This window comes from Melioribacter sp. (assembly GCF_049325435.1).
Classification (GTDB): domain Bacteria; phylum Bacteroidota; class Ignavibacteria; order Ignavibacteriales; family Melioribacteraceae; genus Melioribacter; species Melioribacter roseus.
The window spans coordinates 421,539-444,743 of the sequence record NZ_JBMOLD010000013.1 but is presented as its reverse complement, the minus strand read 5'-3'; the positions used below and the strand labels follow the sequence as shown (position 1 = coordinate 444,743).

25 protein-coding genes and 2 tRNA genes are annotated in these 23,205 nt (G+C 39.8%); 16 read left to right on the top strand and 11 right to left on the bottom strand.

Translation table 11 applies throughout. The features are described from left to right. Position 1: 1 nt before the first annotated feature. From ACOYVE_RS11095 to ACOYVE_RS11075, 5 genes are all read right to left on the bottom strand, one after another. Positions 2 to 613, bottom strand: a complete 612-nt coding sequence (locus ACOYVE_RS11095; RefSeq protein ID WP_014857472.1) for a bifunctional nuclease family protein — start codon at positions 611 to 613, stop codon at positions 2 to 4. 2 nt (positions 614 to 615) lie between these two features. After that, entirely contained in the window at positions 616 to 1,587 is a 972-nt protein-coding gene (locus ACOYVE_RS11090; RefSeq protein ID WP_422881967.1) for an electron transfer flavoprotein subunit alpha/FixB family protein, read from the bottom strand. A 9-nt stretch (positions 1,588 to 1,596) separates the two neighbouring features. Beyond that, positions 1,597 to 2,343 carry an electron transfer flavoprotein subunit beta/FixA family protein gene (locus ACOYVE_RS11085; RefSeq protein ID WP_422881965.1) on the bottom strand — a complete coding sequence of 249 codons (747 nt, stop codon included), beginning with the start codon at positions 2,341 to 2,343 and terminating at the stop codon, positions 1,597 to 1,599. A 159-nt stretch (positions 2,344 to 2,502) separates the two neighbouring features. Beyond that, positions 2,503 to 2,742, bottom strand: a complete 240-nt coding sequence (gene rpmB, locus ACOYVE_RS11080; RefSeq protein WP_014857469.1) for a 50S ribosomal protein L28 — start codon at positions 2,740 to 2,742, stop codon at positions 2,503 to 2,505. A gap of 80 nt (positions 2,743 to 2,822) precedes the next feature. Continuing rightward, on the bottom strand, positions 2,823 to 3,311 hold the full coding sequence (locus ACOYVE_RS11075; RefSeq protein WP_014857468.1) for a ferritin: 489 nt from the start codon (positions 3,309 to 3,311) through the stop codon (positions 2,823 to 2,825). A gap of 87 nt (positions 3,312 to 3,398) precedes the next feature. Between ACOYVE_RS11075 and mtgA the strand changes: the two genes are divergently transcribed. Next, positions 3,399 to 4,106 (top strand): monofunctional biosynthetic peptidoglycan transglycosylase, encoded by a 708-nt coding sequence (mtgA, locus tag ACOYVE_RS11070; protein ID WP_422881963.1) that lies wholly within the window; start codon positions 3,399 to 3,401, stop codon positions 4,104 to 4,106. On the opposite strand, the gene ACOYVE_RS11065 is transcribed toward mtgA, so the two are convergent. After that, positions 4,084 to 4,509, bottom strand: coding sequence for a surface-adhesin E family protein (locus ACOYVE_RS11065; RefSeq protein WP_422881961.1), 426 nt, complete (start codon positions 4,507 to 4,509; stop codon positions 4,084 to 4,086). The genes mtgA and ACOYVE_RS11065 overlap by 23 nt on opposite strands. Before the next feature lie 20 nt (positions 4,510 to 4,529). Beyond that, positions 4,530 to 4,616: transfer RNA gene (locus ACOYVE_RS11060), tRNA-Ser, on the bottom strand. 141 nt (positions 4,617 to 4,757) lie between these two features. Between ACOYVE_RS11060 and ACOYVE_RS11055 the strand changes: the two genes are divergently transcribed. The 4 genes from ACOYVE_RS11055 to ACOYVE_RS11040 all read left to right on the top strand — a co-directional run bounded on the left by ACOYVE_RS11055 (position 4,758) and on the right by ACOYVE_RS11040 (position 6,083). Then, positions 4,758 to 4,845: transfer RNA gene (locus tag ACOYVE_RS11055), tRNA-Ser, on the top strand. A gap of 23 nt (positions 4,846 to 4,868) precedes the next feature. Then, complete coding sequence (locus ACOYVE_RS11050) at positions 4,869 to 5,114, top strand: GIY-YIG nuclease family protein (protein ID WP_422881960.1); 246 nt, start codon at positions 4,869 to 4,871, stop codon at positions 5,112 to 5,114. A gap of 126 nt (positions 5,115 to 5,240) precedes the next feature. Next, positions 5,241 to 5,435 (top strand): GIY-YIG nuclease family protein, encoded by a 195-nt coding sequence (locus ACOYVE_RS11045; RefSeq protein ID WP_422881958.1) that lies wholly within the window; start codon positions 5,241 to 5,243, stop codon positions 5,433 to 5,435. 240 nt (positions 5,436 to 5,675) lie between these two features. Further along, the gene (locus tag ACOYVE_RS11040) at positions 5,676 to 6,083 is read left to right on the top strand and encodes a DUF1801 domain-containing protein (protein WP_422881957.1); all 408 of its coding nucleotides are present in this window, start codon (positions 5,676 to 5,678) and stop codon (positions 6,081 to 6,083) included. Here ACOYVE_RS11040 and ACOYVE_RS11035 read toward each other — a convergent pair. From ACOYVE_RS11035 to ACOYVE_RS11025, 3 genes are read right to left on the bottom strand one after another with little or no spacing between them, the layout of a single operon-like run. Then, complete coding sequence (locus tag ACOYVE_RS11035; protein WP_422881955.1) at positions 6,074 to 6,496, bottom strand: hypothetical protein; 423 nt, start codon at positions 6,494 to 6,496, stop codon at positions 6,074 to 6,076. The genes ACOYVE_RS11040 and ACOYVE_RS11035 overlap by 10 nt on opposite strands. 1 nt (position 6,497) lies before the next feature. Then, positions 6,498 to 6,710 carry a PGPGW domain-containing protein gene (locus ACOYVE_RS11030; RefSeq protein WP_422881954.1) on the bottom strand — a complete coding sequence of 71 codons (213 nt, stop codon included), beginning with the start codon at positions 6,708 to 6,710 and terminating at the stop codon, positions 6,498 to 6,500. A 13-nt stretch (positions 6,711 to 6,723) separates the two neighbouring features. After that, positions 6,724 to 8,832 carry a prolyl oligopeptidase family serine peptidase gene (locus tag ACOYVE_RS11025; protein WP_422881952.1) on the bottom strand — a complete coding sequence of 703 codons (2,109 nt, stop codon included), beginning with the start codon at positions 8,830 to 8,832 and terminating at the stop codon, positions 6,724 to 6,726. A 391-nt stretch (positions 8,833 to 9,223) separates the two neighbouring features. On the opposite strand from ACOYVE_RS11025, the gene ACOYVE_RS11020 reads away from it, so the two are divergent. Genes ACOYVE_RS11020 through ACOYVE_RS11010 form a run of 3 tightly spaced genes read left to right on the top strand, consistent with a single transcriptional unit; the run spans position 9,224 to position 15,456 of the window. Further along, positions 9,224 to 10,510, top strand: a complete 1,287-nt coding sequence (locus ACOYVE_RS11020) for a Glu/Leu/Phe/Val family dehydrogenase (protein WP_014857460.1) — start codon at positions 9,224 to 9,226, stop codon at positions 10,508 to 10,510. Between the two features lie 51 nt (positions 10,511 to 10,561). Continuing rightward, the gene (locus ACOYVE_RS11015; protein ID WP_422881950.1) at positions 10,562 to 12,262 is read left to right on the top strand and encodes a PEP/pyruvate-binding domain-containing protein; all 1,701 of its coding nucleotides are present in this window, start codon (positions 10,562 to 10,564) and stop codon (positions 12,260 to 12,262) included. After that, positions 12,259 to 15,456 carry a PEP/pyruvate-binding domain-containing protein gene (locus ACOYVE_RS11010; protein WP_422881948.1) on the top strand — a complete coding sequence of 1,066 codons (3,198 nt, stop codon included), beginning with the start codon at positions 12,259 to 12,261 and terminating at the stop codon, positions 15,454 to 15,456. The genes ACOYVE_RS11015 and ACOYVE_RS11010 overlap by 4 nt, the downstream gene beginning before the upstream one ends. On the opposite strand, the gene ACOYVE_RS11005 is transcribed toward ACOYVE_RS11010, so the two are convergent. Further along, complete coding sequence (locus ACOYVE_RS11005) at positions 15,448 to 16,278, bottom strand: metallophosphoesterase (RefSeq protein WP_041356716.1); 831 nt, start codon at positions 16,276 to 16,278, stop codon at positions 15,448 to 15,450. The two genes, ACOYVE_RS11010 and ACOYVE_RS11005, sit on opposite strands and share 9 nt — an antisense overlap. A 197-nt stretch (positions 16,279 to 16,475) precedes the next feature. Here ACOYVE_RS11005 and hisG point away from each other — a divergent pair, with 197 nt between their 5' ends. From hisG to hisIE, 8 genes are read left to right on the top strand one after another with little or no spacing between them, the layout of a single operon-like run. After that, complete coding sequence (gene hisG, locus ACOYVE_RS11000) at positions 16,476 to 17,357, top strand: ATP phosphoribosyltransferase (protein ID WP_014857455.1); 882 nt, start codon at positions 16,476 to 16,478, stop codon at positions 17,355 to 17,357. Further along, complete coding sequence (gene hisD / locus ACOYVE_RS10995) at positions 17,354 to 18,625, top strand: histidinol dehydrogenase (protein WP_014857454.1); 1,272 nt, start codon at positions 17,354 to 17,356, stop codon at positions 18,623 to 18,625. Before hisG ends, hisD begins: the two co-directional genes overlap by 4 nt. Next, on the top strand, positions 18,622 to 19,671 hold the full coding sequence (gene hisC, locus ACOYVE_RS10990) for a histidinol-phosphate transaminase (RefSeq protein ID WP_014857453.1): 1,050 nt from the start codon (positions 18,622 to 18,624) through the stop codon (positions 19,669 to 19,671). The genes hisD and hisC overlap by 4 nt, the downstream gene beginning before the upstream one ends. Then, positions 19,668 to 20,546, top strand: coding sequence for an imidazoleglycerol-phosphate dehydratase HisB (gene hisB, locus ACOYVE_RS10985; protein ID WP_014857452.1), 879 nt, complete (start codon positions 19,668 to 19,670; stop codon positions 20,544 to 20,546). The genes hisC and hisB overlap by 4 nt, the downstream gene beginning before the upstream one ends. Beyond that, complete coding sequence (gene hisH / locus ACOYVE_RS10980) at positions 20,543 to 21,130, top strand: imidazole glycerol phosphate synthase subunit HisH (RefSeq protein ID WP_014857451.1); 588 nt, start codon at positions 20,543 to 20,545, stop codon at positions 21,128 to 21,130. Before hisB ends, hisH begins: the two co-directional genes overlap by 4 nt. Further along, positions 21,124 to 21,864, top strand: a complete 741-nt coding sequence (gene hisA / locus ACOYVE_RS10975; RefSeq protein ID WP_014857450.1) for a 1-(5-phosphoribosyl)-5-[(5-phosphoribosylamino)methylideneamino]imidazole-4-carboxamide isomerase — start codon at positions 21,124 to 21,126, stop codon at positions 21,862 to 21,864. The genes hisH and hisA overlap by 7 nt, the downstream gene beginning before the upstream one ends. Then, positions 21,833 to 22,588, top strand: coding sequence for an imidazole glycerol phosphate synthase subunit HisF (gene hisF, locus ACOYVE_RS10970; RefSeq protein ID WP_041356135.1), 756 nt, complete (start codon positions 21,833 to 21,835; stop codon positions 22,586 to 22,588). Before hisA ends, hisF begins: the two co-directional genes overlap by 32 nt. After that, positions 22,585 to 23,193, top strand: coding sequence for a bifunctional phosphoribosyl-AMP cyclohydrolase/phosphoribosyl-ATP diphosphatase HisIE (hisIE, locus tag ACOYVE_RS10965; protein ID WP_014857448.1), 609 nt, complete (start codon positions 22,585 to 22,587; stop codon positions 23,191 to 23,193). The genes hisF and hisIE overlap by 4 nt, the downstream gene beginning before the upstream one ends. The last annotated feature ends 12 nt before the right edge of the window (positions 23,194 to 23,205 follow it).

The window sequence follows — 23,205 nt, the reverse complement described above, 5'->3', positions numbered from 1 at the left end:
TTTAATTTGTCCCTTTCAATCTGTTGATTTCATCCCGGAGTTTAGCCGCTCTTTCATAGTCTTCTTTTTCGATAGCTTCTCGCAATTGATCCTGCAATTCCGCTATTCTTCCTTCTTTCGAAATAGGTCTTTTTTCGCGCATCGGTTTGGGTTCTTCGTATTCGTCTTCTTCCTCGGGATTTTCGCCTCCCTCTACGTCTTCGCTGGATGGTACGAAAGAAGCTAATCTCATAACGTCTTCGGACACATAAATAGGCGAGCCGGTTCTCACTGCCAAGGCGATAGCGTCACTGGGACGGGAATCGATTTCGTGAGTAAGCGAAGAGACCTCAAGTTTAATTTTTGCGTAGAAAGTATTATCTCTTAATTCGTCGATTACAACCTCTGTAACTGTAGCTCCCAAATGGTCGAGAAGAATTTTCATTAAATCGTGCGTTAACGGACGCGGAGCTTTTATTCCTTCGATTTCAAGAGCGATCGATTGAGCTTCGAATGACCCGATGATTATGGGCAATCGACGCAATCCGTAAACTTCTTTTAATAAAAGGGCATAAGCCCCTCCTGTAGAGGGGCTGGCTGATAAACCTAATATTTCAACTTGAACTTTATCCATGCTCAATTGTTCTTAATTTTTTTTAGTTCTTCAATCATTGCGGGAACAATCTCGAAAACGTCGCCCACAATTCCGTAATCCGCAATCTGAAATATCGGAGCGTCTTTGTCTTTATTTACAGCCACAATGTACTTAGACGATCGCATACCCGCAAGGTGTTGAATAGCGCCTGAAATGCCGAGCGCAATATAAAGCGTTGGGGATACGGTTTTCCCGGTTTGACCGACCTGCTCGCTGTGAGGGCGCCATCCCGCGTCCACTACGGCTCTGGAAGCGCCCGTGGCGGCGCCTAATAAATCCGCAAGCTCTTCGATAAGTTTGAAATTTTCAGGCGCTTTCATACCTCTTCCGCCCGAAACAATTATGTCGGCTTCCGCTACGTCGAGTTTTGTATCGGACTTCTTAATTTCAACTACTCTTGTCTTGAGATTCAAATCTCCGGGATTTTTTACTTCAATTTCCGCCTCTTGTTCCGAGATTTTTTCCGCTTTGAATACGTTAGGTCTTAAAGTAAAGATTTTCTTTTCGGATTTAACTTTTACATCGGTTAAAGCTTTACCGGCGTATACCGGTCTTGTCGCAATAATTTCGCCGTTCTCAACCTTCCATTCCGTTACGTCTGTTACAATACCGCAATCCAGTTTAGCCGCTATACGGGGAGCCAGATCCTTTCCCATTGCCGTAGATGAAAAAACGATTATTTGAGCGCCCGTTGCATTGATAAGTTCCAGAAGTAAATCCGTATAAGCGCTGGATGAATAATTTTCGAGTAGTTCGTTTTTAATATGGTATAGTTTTTTCAGACCGTAATTTCCGGCAAGCCGGGCATTTTCGACTTCGCCGCCGATGACAACTCCTTCGATTTCCGAGTTCAAATTCTGCGACAGCGCAATAGAGGCGGAGACAGCCTCATAAGAAGATTTCTTTATTTGTCCCTGTCGTTGTTCGAGAAACACTAAAATTTTATTTGCCATATATCACCTTTAAATGACTTTTACTTCTTCTTTGAGCAGACGAATTAATTCCGGCACAGCCGAGGCATCCGTGCCTATAATTCTGCCAGGTTGTTTTGCCGGCGGCTTTTTCATACTTAGAACTTCGGTATAATTCGATACCGTCTCAGGAGCTTTTTCTTCAATCGCTTTTTTCTTTGCCGCCATAATCCCTTTGAGCGAGGCATAACGCGGTTCGTTCAAGCCTTTTTGCGTTGTTATAATTACAGGCAATTCGGTTTCTACAACTTCGCGTCCGCCTTCGATTTCTCTTTCCGCCTTCACTTTATTACCCTCAATTTCCAAAGCGACAACAACAGATACCGAATTATAACCGAGTAATTCGGCGCACATTTGCCCTACGACTCCGTTGTCATAGTCGACCGATTGTTTGCCAAAAAATACAATTTCGGCGTTTTGGGCTTTAATTTCGTTTGATAAAGTTTTAGCCACCGAAAGCGAATCGTAAATTTCGTCTGTTTTGAGTAAAACCGCATTATCAATACCCATTGCAAGCGCTTTTTTAATCGATTCTTTGTGGTTGTCGTTACCCAGACTGATTACGACAGTTTCGCCGCCCAATTTTTCTTTGGTTTTCAATGCTTCTTCTACCGCAAATTCATCATACGGATTGACGACGAAGGTAATGCCGGTTGTGTCGATCGATTTATTATCCGGCCCGACACTGATTTTGGATGCCGTGTCCGGCACATGATTAAGACAGACGGCTATTTTCATTAGTCCTCCTATTAATTCTATAGGATATTTAAATATATAATGGCAACTCGAAAAATCAAAAATTAATATTACTAAAAAATCCGTAATTAAACATATTTAAAATAAAAAAGAGGCTCGAGAAAGCCTCTTTTTAAAATCCTTACTAGAAAAATATCTGGACTATCTAACTTTGATTTTACCGGAAGTAATCAATTTAGCCAATTCGCCGGTACCGTTTTTTGCCAAAGTTCTGAGTGCACTTGTGGTCAATTTAACGGTAACAAATCTGTTGAGTTCTTTAACCCAGATTCTTTTTTTCTGCAAATTCGGCAGAAATCTTCTTTTGGTTCTATTGTGAGCGTGCGAAATGTTATGACCACTTACGGGACCAACGCCTGTAACCTGACATCTACGCGCCATTTTTATCCTCATTATTCATTTATTATGAACCACAAATTTAATAAATAATTTTATTTATAAAAAGTGTTCAGGTAAAAAAACTATTGTCTTTTCCCGAGCTCATTATCAAGGAAGAGGAGCCCGCTTTTCTGGTCGCCGATAAATTTCAGCTTTTCTACAATGGCGGTAGCCGATGCCACTTCTTCAATCTGTTCTGTTACAAACCATTGCAGGAAATTCGCCGTAGCGAAATCTTTTTCGTCCTCGGCTAATTTTGCCAGCTCGTTAATTTTGTTTGTAATGTGAATTTCGTGTTTTAGCGCATCTTCGAATGCTTCAAGGGGAGAGTTCCAGTCGGATTTCGGTTTGTCGAGTTGTTCGAGAACTACTTTTTTACCCACTCCATTCAGGTAATCGAAAATCTTCATGGCGTGTCCGTATTCTTCGAACGATTGCTTTTTCATCCAATTGGCAAAACCCTGCCAATTTTGAGCTTCAAAGGATGCAGCCATCGACAAATAAAGATAGGAAGAAAAGAGTTCTTCTTTTATTTGATTATTTAGAGCTTTTGTCATTTTTTCTGAAATCATCTTTTACCTCTCATTTTTATTTTATAAAGGAAAATTTTATCCTAATAACAAATTTAACTAAATTTAGTTCATTTTTACGGAATATTTATGAAAATTATCAAGTTTATGCTCAAATTGATAGGGCTATTTACGGCTCTGAATCTGTTGATAATTGTATTTTTCAGATTTATTAATCCTGCTTCGACAGCTTTTATAAATCATGAATTAGGGATAGACTCATTTTTAAAGAGCGATTATTCGGAAAACTATTCGCCGGTAAGTCTGTGTAATATTTCCCGGTATATGCAATTAAGCGTGGTAGCCTCCGAGGATCAACGGTTTTTCGACCATTGGGGATTTGACATCGCTCAGATTCAAAAAGCAATAAAGGAAAATAAAAAACGGAAAATTGTACGCGGAGCAAGCACAATTACAATGCAAGTAGCGAAAAATTTATTTTTATGGCGAAGTAAGAGTTTGATAAGAAAAGGTATGGAAGTCTATTATACAATACTAATCGAATTGCTATGGAGTAAGGAACGAATTCTGGAAGTTTATTTGAACAGCGCCGAACTGGGGGACGGGATTTATGGCGTCAAAACGGCTGCTTCGAGATATTTTCGTTCAAATCCTAAGAAGCTTAATGCTAAGCAATCGGCTCTTCTTGCGGCGACTTTACCCAGCCCTAAAAAGAGAAATCCTTCTAGAGTAACCCCTTATCTGATCAAAAGGCAGGGGGAAATAATCAGACAAATGAATTTACTGGGCGGTCTGGAATTTATAAAAAGAAAAGTTAATTGTTCGTCGGTTTTCTGACATCGGTCAACATTATGCATTGTATCATAACCGATTCTATTTTCGACCCCTCCAATATAGGCGAGGTATACTTTACTTGTTCGGAAATATTGTAAGAATAACTCTTTAATACATTGTTGTTAATATCGTAGAAAATAATTTGAATAATACTGTAACGTTTGGAAGGCTTGTTGATTACAAAGTAAGTCTTGGTTTTGTAGATTTTTTTGTCGATCGATTCGATTTTGATCGGAGGGTCGTGTTCTTCCAGTACCCATACATAATAATCGTCGTCGAATTTTTTAAGCGAGGATGCGTCTACGTATAATTTACCTTCCCTGTAATTTTCAACAGGCACCCAATTTTCGAAATCGGATTGAAAAAGAGGAAAAATTATTTGTATTATATATACTAATATAAGCACTAACTGTTCTTAAAAATGAGCGGAAAGGGTGGGATTCGAACCCACGAACCGCGTAAGCGGTTACACGCTCTCCAGGCGTGCCAGTTCAACCACTCCTGCACCTTTCCGTTTCAATATTTGCTATAATCGAGTCACAAATATATTAATTTTTTCAAATTATCACTATATACCATTACAAATTTTTTATTATCTTTACAGCCTAAATTATTGGGTTGTTCTTTATAACATTGATGTTTTTGATGAAATGTGGAGAGGTGCCGGAGTGGTTGAACGGGGCGGTCTCGAAAACCGTTGTGGTGCTTTGCGCCACCGAGGGTTCGAATCCCTCCCTCTCCGCAAAGTAAAAACGTAATAATAGTATGTATTTTACATACGTACTTCAAAGCCTTAAAGACCGCCGTTACTATTACGGAAGCGCTTCAAATTTAGAGGAACGACTGAAAGCTCACAATGCCGGTAAGGTACGTTCCACGAAATCACGCAGACCATTAAAAATTATTTACTACGAAACATTCGATAGCAGAAGCGAAGCCTACAGACGCGAACTTTTCTTTAAGAGCAAAGAAGGATATGAATGGCTCAAGAAAGAGGGTATAATACGCTAATCCCAGAGTTCCAGCATAATCAAAGTTTTTAAGAATTTAATTAAGCAAATTAGCGCCACCGAGGGTTCTGCGTAGCATCCTGCGGAGAATCCCTCCCTCTCCGCAAAGTAAAAACGTAATAATAGTATGTATTTTACATACGTACTTCAAAGCCTTAAAGACCGCCGTTACTATTACGGAAGCGCTTCAAATTTAGAGGAACGACTGAAAGCTCACAATGCCGGTAAGGTACGTTCCACGAAATCACGCAGACCGCAAAAAATTGTCTTCTATGAAACTTTTGGAAACAGTAGTAAGGTTTATGAAGGCTGGCTCTATTAAAGCCTTATCGAAGCGTTAGAACCGTAGCAATGTTCTAATATTCGCCCTCTGTAAAATATTCTCTTCTTCGACGATGAATTTTTGAAGACAGTTATCTTCTCGAACTACCTTAAAATTATGAGTTGAAAAGTAGTTTGTCGATTTGGGCATAAAATGGTCGCCTTTTGAAGATATTTGATTGTTATAAAAGTCATCTTGATTTTAGTATATTACAGCCGGTCTAAATTTTATAGAGGTTTTATGAGCGAACTCAAAACCAAACCGAATAAAAAGAGCGTCAAAAAATTTTTGAATTCAATAACCGACGAAAACAAGAAAAATGCTTGCAGAGAACTTGCTAAGTTAATGGAAGAATTAAGCGGCGACATACCTGTTATGTGGGGAGATTCTATAGTAGGCTTCGGTAAGTATCATTATGTCTACAAAACCGGTAGAGAGGGCGATTGGTTCAGAATCGGATTCTCTCCGAGGAAACAAAATATTGCCGTGTACTTAATGGCGTGCATTGAAGAAAAAAATCTTGAGGGACTGGGAAAATATAAAAACGGCAAATCGTGTCTTTATATAAAAAATCTATCCGATGTCAATTTGAATATTCTTAAGAAAGTATTAAAGCGGGCTCTCAGACTAACGGAAGATTATGTCTGATGAGACAGAATCTTCTCGATTTCAAAGTTGCCGTCAAAACCGTTATAATTTTCTTTGAAATTGTTATATGTATTCAGGCGCCATTCCTTATCGAGTTCATTTTTTTCTGCGATGAGATTCAGCCAGTTTAATTCGTACAGATGAATCTCCCCGTCTGATAAAGCGAGTTTTAGTCCGTCTTTAAAAAAAAGCTCGGCTATCTCTTTCTTTTCAAAGCGAGGAGGCTCTTCAATTAGATATTCATTCTCCAATAAATCTTCCATTACTTCTTCGCAAAATTCTTCACCGAATCCGAGAGCTTTGCCCAGAGATTTAAACATGTTTTTTTCTTCAATACTAAGTTTTTTATCTTTACCGATAAGAATTAATATCCCCTTCAAATAGTTGCTTCTGTCGATAAGACTCAGTTCCAATTTACTTCCTATTCTTATTGAAAAATTTACCGATTTTATTTTTTATTTTTTTGTTTAGTTCTCTAGCCCATAAATATTCCGTGCCCAATATACTCAAACCGGCTGGAATTATTAAATAAGCAGGACCCGGAACAATAATCATTATAATCCCGATTATCAATAATGTTCCGCCCGCCACGCTAATTATAATTTTTTTTAGTTTTTTCTTATTCATAGTCTGTATTAGTTTATTTGTAAATGGGTGTTACATGCAGATTATAAAATACAAACGACCACAAATCGGTATAGAGGTCAATCGATTTGGAAACGCTTGTGCCTGCGCCGTGCCCTACTTTTGTTTCTATTCTGATTAAAATGGGATTATTCCCGGAATTGGCGTTTTGCAGCGCAGCCGCGTATTTGAATGAATGGGCCGGGAACACCCGGTCGTCATGATCGGCGGTTGTGATTATCGTAGCCGGATATTTTGTCCCTTTTTTAATGTTGTGCAACGGAGAATATTTTAACAGATATTTAAATTGCTCCGGATCGTCGCTTGAGCCGTATTCGGAAACCCAAGCCCAACCGATTGTAAACTTGTGAAAACGCAGCATATCCATAACGCCGACCATCGGTATTGCAACCTTGAATAAATCCGGCCTTTGATTTATAACTGCCCCTATTAACAGTCCTCCGTTGGAAGCGCCCTGAATTGCAAGTTTTTCACGCGATGTATATTTGTTCTCAATGAGCCATTCCGCAGCGGCAATAAAATCGTCAAATACGTTTTGCTTTTTTTCGAGCATTCCGGCTCTGTGCCATTCTTCGCCGTACTCGCTGCCGCCCCGAAGACATGCCATCGCGAAAACGAACCCGTTTTCAAGCAGTATCAGTCTCGGCACTGAAAATGACGGTAACATCGGAATATTAAAACCTCCGTAGGCGTAGAGTAATGTCGGATTGCCGCCGTCAAGATTCAAATCTTTTTTATGAACTACGAACATCGGGACTTTTGTACCGTCTTTGCTTTTATAAAAGATCCTTTTTGTTATAAAATCATCGGGATTAAAATCTATATTTGACTTTATAAAAATTTCTTTTTTAAGTGAATTCGTATTTACTTTGTAAATAGTGGGCGGATAAGTAAAAGACGTAAAAGTAAAATAAGCGACCGTATCTGTCCTCGAGCCGTTAAAACCGTTAACGGAACCGATAGCTGGCAATTCGATTATTTCCAAAAATTTTCCCTTTATATCATACACTTTTACAACGTCGCTTGCGTCTTTCATATAAACCACAAATATCTTATCGCCTAAAATCGAGGCGTGCTTTATCGGCTCGTCTGTTTCATGGACGATTGTTTCGGGATTATTCCCATTAAAGTTCTTTGGATCTATTTTGACGATTCTCTTATTTGGCGCCTTGAAATTTGTAACTAAATAAAATTGCCCGTCAATAGCGTCGAGGAATTCATATTCCGCATTAAATTCGTCTATCAGTTTGACTAATTTTCCGTCAGTTCCCAAATTTTTATACCATAATAGATTGTTCGAAGAAGAGCCTTCGTAAACGTTGATAATAAGGAAATTTTCGTCGTCAGTAACGGCGGCGCCTAATAATCGTTTCGGATTCGGATCGCTGAGGATGAATAAATCCTGCGATTGCGGAGTGCCTATTTTATGATAATAGAGCTTATGAAATTCGTTCGAACTCTTCAGTTCTGTCCCTTTTTCAGGTTTATCGTAGCGGCAGTAAAAAAATCCGTCTTTATACCATGCATTGCCTGTAAATTTAGCCCATCTGATTGTATCGCCGATGATCTTCTTTGATTTCAGATCCATTACGTAAAATTCACGCCAATCCGAACCGCCTCTCGATAAACCGAAACTCATGTAAGTATGGTCTTTTGAAAAATAGAGTCCCGTCAACGAAACCGAACCATCGTCCGAGAACTTATTCGGATCCAACAGCACTTCGGCTTCTGAATCAGGTTTCCGAATATAATATACGTTCTGTTCCTGAAGTCCGTCGTTTTTTGAATAAATTAAATTTGCGCCGACCATAAACGGCGTAGAGTAGCGTTCATAATTCCATAATTTTTCCAAGCGTCTGCGCAGCTTTTCTCTATATGGAATCTTTGTCAGGTATTTTTGAGTAAATTCGTTTTGAGCTTCTATCCACTGTATTGTCTCGGGGGCATTCGTTTCTTCCAGCCAACGATAAGGGTCCTCGACAATAGTTCCGTGATAAATGTCCTTATGTTCAATTTTCTTCGATTCCGGGTAGTTGGCGATTTGACCGAAATATGTTGCGGCGCAAAATATTCCTAAGATTAGTAAGTATAATTTTGTTTTCATGGCGAAGCTCTAAATTGTGACCCTAAGGATATAACTTCTATAAAAATACCGGATGCATCTAAAATATCCAAATCATAGAATGAGTTTAAATAATTGGAATTAAGTGGAAAAATAGCTGATATGCATAAAAAAAGCAAAAAAAATAACTTTTTTATTTTTTAATAATAATTATGTATACGAACTAATTATTACAGGCAGAGACAACGTGCGTATTAACTAAATATGCCTAAATAATTATAAGTCAATAATTATTAAGAAAATGGCATTCGGTAATAAGAACGACTGAAACTGATTTTGTTTGCTTAACAATATAAGCGTATCTATTTTTGGTATAAAAGAAAAAAGGGAAATTATTTTCCCCGTATGAACATATTCAAACAATGAGGTTTTTATGAAATCCAAAGAGTTTAATCCTTTTGAAATGGCACAAGCTCAATTCGACAGAGTAGCTGAATTACTCAATTTAGACGAATCCACTCGAGAATTATTAAGAAATCCTCTCCGGGAATATCATTTCAGTATTCCCGTTAAAATGGACGACGGTTCCACAAAAATTTTCAGAGGTTTTCGCGTTCAGCATAATGACGCACGCGGACCTTCGAAAGGCGGAATCCGATTTCACCCGCAAGAAACGGTCGATACGGTAAGAGCGTTGGCAATGTGGATGACCTGGAAATGCGCCGTTGTTAATATTCCTCTCGGCGGAGGCAAGGGAGGAGTTATATGCGACCCGCATCATCTGAGTATGAAAGAACAGGAACAAATCTGCCGCGGATGGGTGCGTCAAATGGCTAAGAACGTAGGACCTGTAAATGACGTGCCGGCTCCGGACGTAATGACTAACGCGCAGCATATGCTCTGGATGCTCGATGAATATGAAAGTATTACCGGAGGTAAATATCCGGGCTTCATCACGGGTAAACCCGTAGGCATGGGAGGCTCTTTGGGCAGAACAGAAGCTACCGGATACGGAGTTATTTTTACTCTGAGAGAAGCATTGAAAGAAATGAATATAAAACCCGAAGAAACTCTGGCTTCTGTGCAAGGCTTCGGCAACGTTGCTCAGTATGCAATCGAATTATACACTCAACTGGGCGGAAAAGTAATTGCAGTGGCAAGCTGGGACGAACAGGATAAATGTTCATACACATTCAGAAAAATGGACGGAATTAACCGGGACGAGCTGCTCGGTATTACCGATAAGTTCGGCGGTATCGACAAAACAAAGGCAAAAGAACTCGGGTATGAAATCCTCGAAGGCGATGCGTGGATCGAGCAGGACGTTGATATTTTAATACCAGCCGCGCTCGAAAACCAAATCAACGCCGACAATGTTAATAAGATAAGCAAACGCGTGAAAATTATTGCCGAAGGCGCAAACGGTCCCACTACTATCGAAGCCGACAAGGTAATTCAGGAAAGAAATATTTTCGTCATTCCAGACTTCCTGGCAAATGCCGGAGGCGTCACATGCAGCTATTTTGAACAAGTTCAGTCTAATATGAATTATTACTGGGAAAAAGAAGAAGTATTGGCGAAACTCGACACTAAAATGACGAATGCTTATTTATCCGTAAGCGAGTTAGCCCGAAACAAAAAATTGTATATGCGCGACGCTGCGTATGTAATTGCAATTAACCGAGTGGCTCAGGCTTGCAAGGATAGAGGTTGGGTATAATCGACTATTAATTAAATTGTATAAAGCCGGGTAATGCCCGGCTTTTATTGTATGGAGAAGACATCAAAATACTTTTCCAATAATACCTGCTTAAAAATAGGCAATGGAGAAGTGGGTGGAAAAGCCGCCGGATTATTGAAAGCGGCTTCGATACTTCCCGGGATGAAAAATATTCCGTCAACTATTAACCTATTCATTCCCGGAATGGCGGTCGTTACATCGGATATTTTCGACAAATTTATCGAACGCAATAATTTATTGGAATATGCAACTAATGAAAATGATGAAAGATATCTGATTAAAAATTTTCTCGATTCCGTATTTCCGAATGAGTTCCTGGGAGAACTTAACAATATTCTGAACGAAGCAAAATTTCCGCTGGCAGTCAGGTCTTCAGGACTGCTGGAGGACTCTACGGACGAACCTTTTGCCGGAGTCTACAAAACTAAAATGATTAACCCTCAGCCCGGAGCGCCGGATTTACGTTTCAAGAGATTTATCGACTCTATAAAATACGTGTACGCCTCTGTCTATTCGAATGCGGCTAAAAATTATTTTACGCTTGCGGGCTATCCGATTAAAAAAGAAAAAATGGCGGTTATAATCCAGAGAATTGCCGGGCAAAAACATTACAACCGCTTTTACCCGGATTTTTCAGGAGTGGCGAAATCATACAACTTTTATCCTTTTGGCAAAGCCCGACCGGAAGACGGTATAGTTCATCTTGCATTGGGACTCGGCAAAACTATCGTGGACGGCGATATAGTATGGTCTTATTGTCCAAAATATCCAAGACATTCATTGCCCTACAAAAGCGTTAGAGACATAGTGCAACTCACTCAAAAAAAATTCTGGGCGGTTGACATTAGTCCGGGTGTCAAGTACGATCCTCTTAAAGAAACGGAATACTTGACGCATGAAGAGTTAAATACGGCTGAGTACGATAATGTTCTTAAAAATATTGTTTCCACTTACATACCGAATGACGATAAAATTATTATGGGCTCCGGTAAAGACGGTCCGAGGATAATAAATTTCGCTCCTTTGATTGAACTGAATATGTACGGATTCAATGATTTTATTAAGATATTGTTGGAAATCTGCGAAGAAGAGTATAATTCTCCGGTAGAAATCGAGTTTGCTTGTTGGCAGGATTATAAAAAAGGAATACTGAATTTTGCTTTTTTACAGGTACGCCCGATGAAAAAATACGCCAACGCCGTCAGTATGGATGAGATTGAGGAGGAAAACGGCAGAATTCTACTAAAATCAAACAAAGTATTGGGGCATGGAATAAGCGAGGAAATTACTGATATAATAATGGTAAAGATGGAAAATTTTGATATTAAGAACTCGGTCGCCATTGCAAATGAAATTTCACAAATGAACAAGAAAATCATTGATGAAAATAAAAGATATATATTAATCGGTTACGGCAGATGGGGAAGCGCCGATCCGTGGCTCGGAATTCCGGTGGAATGGACGGATGTAAACGCCGCAAAAGCAATCGTTGAAATAAATATGAAGAATTTTTATGTGGAATTCAGTCAGGGTTCCCATTTTTTCCATAACATGTCGAATTTGGATGTTTATTATTTTTCATTAAATTATGACACTGATTATATCGATTGGAAATGGATTGAAGAACAGAATACGATCGAAGAATTAAAGTTTGTAAAACGCATCCGAACGGAAAATAATTTAATAATTAAAGTAGACGGTAAAAAAGGGAAGGGAGTAATTCTTAAATGACTGCGGAAAATAAACCTATCGAAATTTTAATGACTGAGTTGCAGGAAAGGACTAAAGAATTAAATTGCCTTTACACAATCGAAGATACATTAAATCGCTCTGAAATTTCTCTCAGGCAGGCTTTCCATACGGTAATTAATACAATCCCGTCGGCTTTTCTCTACCCGAATTATTGTAAATCCCGAATAATATACGGAGATATTGTCTATCAAACGGAAGAATTTCCCGAGAGCAAATGGATGATATCCGAAGATATTAAAGTACAGGATAAAACGGTCGGGCGCATAGAAGTCTATTACCTCGAAGGCGTGCCTGCCAAGGACGGCAGTCCTTTCCTGAAAGAAGAAGTTCGTTTAATTAAAACGATAGCAGACAGATTGGGACATTTCATACTCCATAATAAATTGAAGAACGTAATTAACGAACTTCAAACAGTTCGTCAATCTGTCGGAAAAACGGCGCGGGGCGAATGGAAAGTTGTGCTCGATATGATACGCAAAACCGATCCGAATCTGTTCATGAGCTTAATGAGGAAATTACTCCATCTCTTGTGCTGGAAAGGCGTTGAAGAAGCGGAATTACTGATGAAACATACGAGCATTGCCCGTAAAATTAAAATCGGTTTGAACGACGACGTCGAAAAAGAAGACGAAAATAAACCTACCAAAGTAGAACGGATTGTAAATTACGACGAATATGTCGATACCATTCAACGTCTGGCAGACGAGAATCTGCCCGACGAAGTTATTTTGAGTAAAATTCAGAAATGGATTCAGGAAGATAAATCGAGCGCGCTTATTAAAGTGGTCGATAATCAGGATACCTCTTTAACGGAAATTGCAGAAGCGCTCAGAAAATATTATCATCTTGCTCCCGAAAAATTCGAGCTGCCGCCGCAAACCATAAAAGGCTTACGCGTGTCCTTGCTCCGCAGATTTTTTACCGATCAACTGAGTTTTATTTCGATTGCAAAAGAATACGTTAAACTGACGGATTTTTATAAGTTGATCGATAAAATGATTTTTCCGCCGCAAAGTCATGGTAAACTTGGAGGCAAGAGCGCAGGGCTTTTTGTAGCTTCTCATATTTTACGAAAAGAGGCTTCGAACAATGACTTACTGAAAAATATTAAAGTACCTAATACTTGGTATATTACTTCCGATGGAATTCTTAATTTTATGCAGCATAATAATTTAGAGGAAGTGCTTGAACAAAAATATAAGGAAATAGAAGAGGTCAGAATCGAATATCCTCATATAGTTCAGTTATTTAAAAATTCGGAATTTCCGCCAGATATCGTAAAGGGTTTGTCTGTAGCATTGGATGATTTCGGGGATGTTCCGCTTGTTGTACGAAGCTCGAGTCTGCTGGAGGATCAGATGGATGCTTCCTTTTCGGGTAAATATAAGAGTTTGTTTTTGGCGAATCAGGGGAGCAAGGCTGAACGTCTTGCGGCATTAATGGATGCCATTGCGGAAGTGTACGCTTCGACCTTCAGTCCCGACCCGATCGAATACAGAGCCGAGAGGGGGCTTCTTGATTTCCATGAAGAAATGGGGATCATGATTCAGGAAGTGATTGGAAAACGCGTAGGGGATTATTTTATTCCAGCCTATGCAGGCGTAGCGTTCAGCGTTAATGAATTCAGGTGGTCGCCCAGAATAAAAAGAGAAGACGGACTCTTGAGAATAGTTCCCGGTCTAGGCACCAGAGCCGTCGACAGACTGAGCGACGACTATCCGATTTTAATTTCGCCGGGTCAGTCCTCAATCAGAGTCAATGTCACTCCCGAAGAAGTAATCCGTTATTCTCCCAAAAAGGTGGACGTTATCAACTTAAAGACGAATGAATTTGAAACGATTGAGCTGGAAAAACTATTAAAGGAAATTAAAAGAGATTATCCGGCATTCGATCATGTTTTTTCGGTTCTCGACGGAGGTATGATACGAATGCCTTCCATAATGGACGACGATAAAAGCGATTATGTGGTCACTTTCGAAGGTCTTTTTGCGAAAACGGATTTTCTCAAGAAAATGGATACGATATTAAAGACATTACAGGCAAGAATGAAAACTCCAGTCGATATAGAATTTGTTTCCGACGGTAACGATTTGTATTTGCTTCAGTGCCGACCTCAAAGCAGAAGCCGCGAAACATCGGGCGATCCTATTCCGAAAGATATTCCAGAGGAGAAAATACTTTTCAACGCAAAAAAATTTGTTTCAAACGGGAAGGTGCCGGAAATAACTCACATTGTTTATGTCGATCCTCAAAAATACTCTGAAATAACGGACAGAAATAAATTATTGAAAGTCGGCAGGGTTATCGGGAAATTGAATAAAATCCTTCCGAAACGAAAATTTATTCTGCTCGGGCCCGGCAGATGGGGAAGTCGCGGGGATATTAAACTGGGCGTCAGCGTTACTTATTCCGACATTAACAATACTGCCATGTTAATCGAAATCGCACGTAAAAAAGGGAACTATATCCCGGATGTGTCTTTCGGCACTCACTTTTTCCAGGATCTTGTAGAGGCTAATATAAAATATCTGCCTCTTTATCCGGACGATCCGGGTATTATTTTCAACGAGAAATTTTTCAATGAATCTAAAAATATCCTTTCGGAAATATTGCCGGAGTATTTCTATCTGGAAGATACTATAAAAGTAATCGACGTTCCCGCATCAAAAGAAGGAATGATTCTGCGTGTATTGATGAACGCCGATCTTGAAGAAGCCGTCGCCATATTTGCCGATCCGACTAACGAAGTAATTAACGAAACCGAAATAAAGACCGAAGTAGAAAATTACAGTCCCAGCGATCATTGGCGATGGAGACTGAAAATAGCGGAAAATCTTGCACAGGAATTGGATGCCGATAAAATGGGAGTAAAAGGAATCTATTTGTTCGGCAGCGTTAAAAATGCAGTTTCGGGTCCCGGCAGCGATATCGACCTTATTATTCATATCGACGAGAATAAATGTCCGCGAAAAGAACTGGAAGCCTGGCTTGAAGGGTGGAGCTTATGCTTGAGCCAAATTAACTATATGCGTACTGGTATAAAATCCGACGGACTCCTCGATGTGCATTTTATTACCGACGAGGATATTAAAAATAAAACGAGTTATGCAGTTAAGATAAACGCTCTTACGGACGCCGCTAAACCATTAAAAGTAATTGAAAAATCAGATTAGGATTCTTTTTGCATCCTGAGGAGCTGACAGGTCGAATTTTATTATCGAGAGTTCGGACTTATGATATGCCGCGTTGAAACAATATGTATTGCCTATTCTGTCATGCCATGCGCCGCTCAGGCACGAAGATTCATGCAGATGACCGTGCAGCGTGATCAAAGGCTGCTTCAACTCTATGAAATTGCGAACTGCAATGCTTCCCGCATGTTTGTCGGTTTCCACGTTTTCAATTAATACAGGCCTTACCAAATCGAGTTTAGTGTTGTACGGAGGAGTATGAAAGAGTATCACGGATTTCGAAAGGTCTTCGTTCCCGAGATAGTTTTGTATATCTTCTTTTATTGTTGAGTATTTGATGTCGTATTGAGCGCGTTGGCTTGTAATGTAACCTTCCTCGGGCGGTATAATGCCGGGTTCCGTATATCTGGAGACATCGTACTTTTCCCAGTCTTTCATTCGGAACGGCGTCGGGGGCACATAAGAATAACCGTAAAACTGATAATCTCCTATGGATATTTTTTTGAGATTCAAATAGAAAATTAAATTCTCGTCAGACAAATTCTCGAAATCCTTTTCAAATTTTTTAGGGTCGTCGTTGCCCATGATAATTAAAAATTTCGGAAATTCTTTTTTAAGAATTTCTTTCAGAGTTCTTAGCTTATTTTTTAAATAGCCGGAAATAAACCGATTATTCGAAATCCCGTGTGGTAAGAGGTCGCCGCCCATTAAAACCACTTCGGGTTTTTCTTTGATAATTTCGGCAAATAATTTTTCGTATCTCTCTTGACGCCCGTGTAAGTCGGACACATGAAAACAAATCAAAGCGAATCCGTTTTTTTTTATTTTGTTTCTTTTTGTTAAGTTTATTAAATTTCGTCCGAAAATAAGAAAAATTATGAAAAGAAAAATTCATACCGGCAATTGGCATCATCATTACAACTACTTCAGTAGCGCCGGTATGGTTTAAATAAAATTGAAAAATTCTTAACAGACCCCGGCGCATGTCGGGGTTTTTTTTTATGGGAGACAATATGTTAAACGGAAATTTGAAACTCGCATTGCAAAAAAACGGAAGACTGACCGAAAAGTCGTTGAATCTTCTTAAAAGCTGCGATATCGACATAGAAGAATACTCCGCCAGACTGATAGTAACTGCCAGGAATTACAATCTCGATATTTTATTGTTGAGGGACGACGATATACCCGAATATGTTATGGACGGCGTGGCGGATATCGGAATTGTAGGAGAGGACGTACTCTATGAAAAAAAAGCAAACGTGGATGTAGTAAGGAAATTGGGATACGGCAAATGTAAACTCTCATTGGCGATTCCCGAAAGTCAAACTCTCGAAGATCTGTCCGAGTTGAACGGCAAAAGAATCGCGACTTCTTTTCCGAATATTTTAAAGAGCTATCTGACGCAGAATAATATTAACGCCACAGTTGTTGAAATCAGCGGGTCGGTCGAAATTGCACCTTCGCTCGGAGTTGCCGATTATATCTGCGATTTGGTGTCTACCGGGAATACTCTTAAATTCAATAAACTCAAAAAGTCGTTCGATATTTTTTCATCGCAAGCTGTTTTGATTGCCAATAAGAATATCGAAAATGACCCGGATAAAAAATCCCAACTCGATAACCTGCTTGTCAGAATCGATTCGGCGTTGACGGCGCGCAAGTCGAAATACTTGATGATGAACGCTCCCAAAAACTCGCTTGAAAAGATTGAGTCTATTATACCTTCGCTTAAGAGCCCTACAATTTTGCCGCTTGCAGACCCGGAGATGGTAGCAGTTCACGCCGTAATCCCGACAAGCAAGTTCTGGGAAATTTATAAAGACCTGAAAGAAGCCGGCGCCTCCGGCATTTTATTATTACCAATTGAGAATATGATCGTATGAAAATTATTTATTACAACAAGCTTACAAAAAAAGAGCGGGATAAATTATTAAGGAGACCCGCCATCAAAACGGGCGACGTTTACGAATATATTTCACCCGTCTTGAAAGATATAAAGAAATACGGGATGAAAGCGGTAGTAAAATACGCCCGCAAATTCGATAATGCTAAGAATAAGAATTTATTGATCTCGAAAAATGAATTGGAAAAATCAGCCGGACAGCTCGACGGCCGGACAAAAAAGGCAATTGAGACGGCTGTAAATAATATTACTCGATTCCATAAGTTACAATATCCCTCGGGTTATAGAGTCGAAACGATGCCCGGAGTGGAATGCAGCAGAACTTTTATTCCCATTGAAAAAGTAGGATTATACATACCGGGCGGAAGCGCCGTTTTGTTTTCTACTTTGTTGATGCTTGCCATACCGGCTCGGATCGCAGGCAGCGAAAAGATTATTGTCGCGTCGCCCGTAGGAGATAAAATTGAACCTGCATTAGCGTATGCAGCCTGCAAATTGAGAATTGATGAATTTTATAATGTGGGAGGAGCTCAGGCTATCGGCATGCTCGCTTTTGTAAATAAAGTAGATAAAATATTCGGACCGGGAAATCAATTTGTTACCGCCGCAAAGTCTCTTGTGAGTATTGATCCGGAGGGATGCGCTATCGATATGCCGGCGGGACCGAGCGAAGTTTTGGTAATTGCCGATAAAAACGGCGACCCTTCTTTTATAGCCGCCGACTTGCTTTCGCAGGCTGAACACGGCGCCGATTCGCAGGCTTTATTGATTACCGACAGCGAAAAACTTGCAGAAAGAGTATACTCGGAAATTCAATTACAACTGAAAAAATTACCACGAAGGGAAACCGCTCGCAAAGCGTTAATACACTCGAAAATTATCGTCGTTCGGAAGATTGAAACCGCATTCGAAATTTCAAACGATTATGCGCCGGAGCATTTAATACTGAATTTGAAAAGCTTTTCGAAATATAAACGGCTTGTAAAAAATGCCGGCTCGGTTTTTATCGGAGCGTATTCTCCGGAAAGCGCGGGAGATTACGCCTCCGGCACAAATCACTCGTTGCCCACATACGGATATGCAAAATCGTACGGCGGAGTTAATGTCGAATCGTTTATGAAATCCGTTACTTTTCAGAAATTATCTAAACGGGGATTGTCGAATCTTGCCCCTGCTATAATTACAATGGCTGAAAAAGAAAATCTACATGCGCACGCAAATGCAGTCAAAATAAGGTTGAAAAAATGAATATCGAAAAACTGGTCAGAAATAATATTCTCAATCTAAAACCGTATACCTCCGCGCGGCAATCTCATACCGACGGAATTTTACTCGACGCAAATGAAAACAGCTTCGGAACCGTCGCTGAAGACCTCAATGATCTCGACTTCAATCGCTACCCGGATCCGTATCAAAAATTGTTGAGGAAAAAAACGGGCGATTATCTCGGCATTCCCGGAACAAATCTCTTCTTCGGAGTCGGTTCGGACGAAGTTATCGATTTGTTGATACGAATTTTCTGCGAACCGGGCAAAGATAATGTAATCGTGTGCGAGCCCACATACGGTATGTATAAAGTTGCCTGCGACATTAATAATGTCGAAGTGATTAATGCGCCGTTAAACGAAAAATATGACCTCGATTATGATGCGATACATTCCGGCGTGAATGAAAATACAAAAATCCTCTTCCTGTGTTCGCCTAACAATCCAACTTCAAACTTACTCGATAAAAATATAATCCGTAAATTAACTGCGGAATTGAATTTGATTGTGGTTATTGACGAAGCATATATTGACTTCTCCGGCGACGAAGGCTTTGCGAAAGAAGCTTTGCATACGCCCAATCTCGTAGTAACAAGAACGTTTTCCAAAGCATGGGGAATGGCAGGACTAAGGTGCGGTTATTGCATCGCACAGGAAGAAATTATCGGTTTACTCTTCAAAGTAAAGATGCCGTATAATATTAATAAATTGACCTCAATGACGGTGGCTAAAGCTGTCGATAATGCAGGCGTCAAAGACGAATATGTCAAAGAAATAATTGAACAGCGCGAATTTCTGTTTGACGAACTGAAAAACAATAAAAAAATTATTAATGTATTGCCTTCCGACGCTAATTTTATTTCTTTTAAAGTCGAAAATCCCCATGAGGTTTACAACTATCTCGAAAAAAACGGCATAATAATAAGAGACAGGAGCGGTCAATTTAATTTTCAAGGTTATCTCAGAGTGACTGTCGGAACCCCGGAGGAAAACAAATTATTCTTAAAAAAACTAAACGAAATTTTATGAATAGAATTTATATAGCGCCTGAATTTTTTAATATGAAGGCAAAAGCTTCGAACGGTTTGCTAAAAGCTTTATTCCTTTTACGCGATTATTCTTATTCAATAGAAAGCGATATACATGAAATTAATCCGCTAATACTCGAATTTCTTAACAAGAACGGTCTTGATATAACCGGCTGCGACAAACAAAATCCTGCTATTAAAATTCTTATAAAAGGTAAAACGGCCGGAGATGTTTATACGGTTGGTAAGACGAATAAGAATGTGCTCGATATTGTAACTCGATTGTTGAGAAAAAGGAGAAGCGCCAAAGTTGAACGTAAAACGAAAGAGACGGATATCAAAATTGCAATTGATATCGACGGAGAAGGGAAATCGAAAATCAAAACCGGCATCGGCTTTTTCGACCATATGCTCGATCAAATAGCGCGACATTCGAATATAAATTTGAAAGTCGATGTTAAAGGCGATCTCGATGTGGACGAGCATCATACGGTCGAAGACACAGGTATCGCCCTCGGTGAGGCTATTAAACAAGCCTTGGGCGACAAAAAGGGTATTAAACGTTTCGGATATTTTTTGCCGATGGACGATTCGATTGCCAAATGCGCCATCGACCTGAGCGGCAGGAATTACCTCAATTTCAAGTGCAAGTTCGAACGCGAGAAAGTGGGACAGTTCCCGACGGAATTGACCGAGGAATTTTTTAGAGGAGTGGCGTTGGGCATGATGGCTAATATTTATCTTGAAGCCAAAGGCAAAAACGACCATCATAAAATAGAATCGATGTTCAAAGCTTTTGCAAAATCATTAAACGAGGCGTTCAGAATAGACGAACGAGCCAAAGGTCAACTTCCATCAACTAAGGGTAAATTATGATTGCTCTTATCGATTACGGCGCCGGCAATATTCAATCGGTTAAAAACGCGCTTGACGACTTGAATGTCGTTTATACCGTAACAAACAGAGAAAGCGACATTTTAAAATGCGATAAAATAATTTTCCCTGGAGTCGGCGAGGCTTCTTTTGCAATCAGAAAGCTGCATTTGCTCAATCTTTTTACTATGCTGAGAATTACAAAAAAACCTCTCCTCGGCATTTGCCTCGGCATGCAGTTGTTGACTGCCAAATCGAAGGAAGGGGATGTTTGTTGCCTGAGCGTATTAAATACTACCACCGAAATGTTCGAACCGTCGAAAGTCAAAGTTCCTCACATGGGATGGAACAGAGTTGAAGTTATTAAAGACAGCCCTCTCTTCGACGGCATAGAAAACAATTCATATTTTTATTTCGCCCATTCGTACTACGTACCTCAAAATGAAAATACAATCACAGTCTCGGATTATGGGGTAAGGTTTTCCGCGGCTATAGCAAAGGATAACTTTTACGGAGTGCAATTTCATCCCGAAAAATCGGGACCCAAAGGAATACAAATTCTAAAAAACTTTATAGAGAAATGTTAATTATACCTGCTATCGACATATTGAATAACAAAGTCGCCCGGCTGACCAAAGGAGATTTCAACAAAGCCAAATATTACGATACCACACCGCTCGAAATTGCCCGCAAGTATGAAGAAGCGGGATTCCAGTGGATTCATATTGTAGACCTCGGCGCAACGCTCGATAAAAAAATTAATATCCTGCCCGTACTAAAGGAAATAAAAAACAACACCGGTCTCAAACTGGAATTTGGCGGGGGCATCAGAAATTCTTCTCAAGTTAAAGAGGCATTGAATGCGGGCGCGGACAGAATAGTAATCGGCTCGCTCTCAATTAAAAATAAAGCGGCGTTTGCAGAAATAGTTGATGAATACGGAGCCGACAAATTTGTTGTGGCGCTCGATTCGTACAATGAAAAAATTCTGGTTAAAGGGTGGACGGAGGACAGCGGAGTTTCGATTTACGAACACATCGATTATTGCAAAGAGCTCGGCATCGATACTTTTTTGTGTACTGATATCAGTCGGGACGGAACGCTGACGGGCTCCAATACACAACTTTACGGTAAAATTATGAAATACAGTCCCGATATTAAATTGATTGCTTCCGGCGGTATCGGATCAATTCACGATGTGCTGGTCTTAAGCCAGTTGAATATCTATGCGGTCATTGTTGGCAAAGCAATTTATGAAAACAAAATAAACATTAAGGATTTGGCAAAAATTGGTAGCAAAGAGAATAATACCTTGTCTTGACGTTAAAGACGGAAGAGTGGTTAAAGGCACTAATTTCGTAAACCTTAAAGACGCCGGTTCGGCCGTCGAACTTTCCGAAAGATATTACAAGGAGGGGGCGGACGAACTTGTATTCCTCGATATAACGGCAACGGAAGAAAAGAGAAAAACTCTGGTTGAATTAGTCAAAGATGTAGCCAAAGTTTTGAGAATTCCATTTACGGTGGGCGGAGGCATTTCTGAATTGAACAATATTGAAGAATTGCTAAACGCCGGAGCCGATAAAGTTTCTCTCAATTCATCGATCGTTCGGAATCCCGGACTTATTACCGAAGCAGCAAAAAGATTCGGTTCGCAGGCAGTGGTAGCCGCTGTCGACGTCAAAATTGTCGACGGTATTAAAAAAGTATTTATAAAAGGCGGCAAGGAAGAAACCGACCTCGAAGGATTTGAATGGTGTAAAAGAGTTTGCGAACTGGGCGCCGGCGAAATTCTTCTTACATCGATGGACCACGACGGCACTAGAAACGGTTACGACGTCGAATTCTTGTCTAAAGTTGTTCAAAACGTAACCGTACCCGTTATAGCAAGCGGAGGGGCGGGGAAAAAAGAACACTTCTTGGAAGCATTTCAAAAGGCTAATGTTGACGCCTGCTTGGCTGCAGGTCTTTTTCATTACGGCGAACTTTCTATTCGGGAATTAAAGCAATATTTATTGGAAAATAAGGTAAACATAAGAATATGATTAACATCGACAATATCATCTTTGAAAAATCGGGCGGATTGGTACCGGCAATCATACAAGATAAATTTACGGGACAGGTTCTTATGCTCGGCTATATGAATAAAGAAGCGCTCACAAAAACTATAGATACCGGACTTGTTACGTTTTACAGCAGAAGCAGAAATCAATTGTGGACAAAAGGAGAAACCTCCGGCAACTATCTCAAACTCGATTCGATTACGACCGATTGCGACAATGATACTCTTCTGGTTACAGCCGTACCGGAAGGACCCACATGTCACATGAACCGATATTCGTGCTTCGGGATCGATAAAGAAAATGTAAAATTTCTTTCTTATCTCTACGATTTAATCAAAGAAAGAAAGAAAAATTTGCCGGAGAATTCATATACGACAAAATTATTCCGAAGCGGAATCGACAGAATTATTCAAAAGGTGGGGGAAGAATCGATCGAAACGGTTATTGCCGCAAAAAACAAAGACAAAAAAGAATTTATAGACGAATCTTCCGATTTAATTTATCATTTGTTTGTGCTTATGGCGGAACTCGATATCGGACTTGATGAAATTGTAAATAATTTAATCCAACGACATACAAAAAAATAACTATTCCGAACT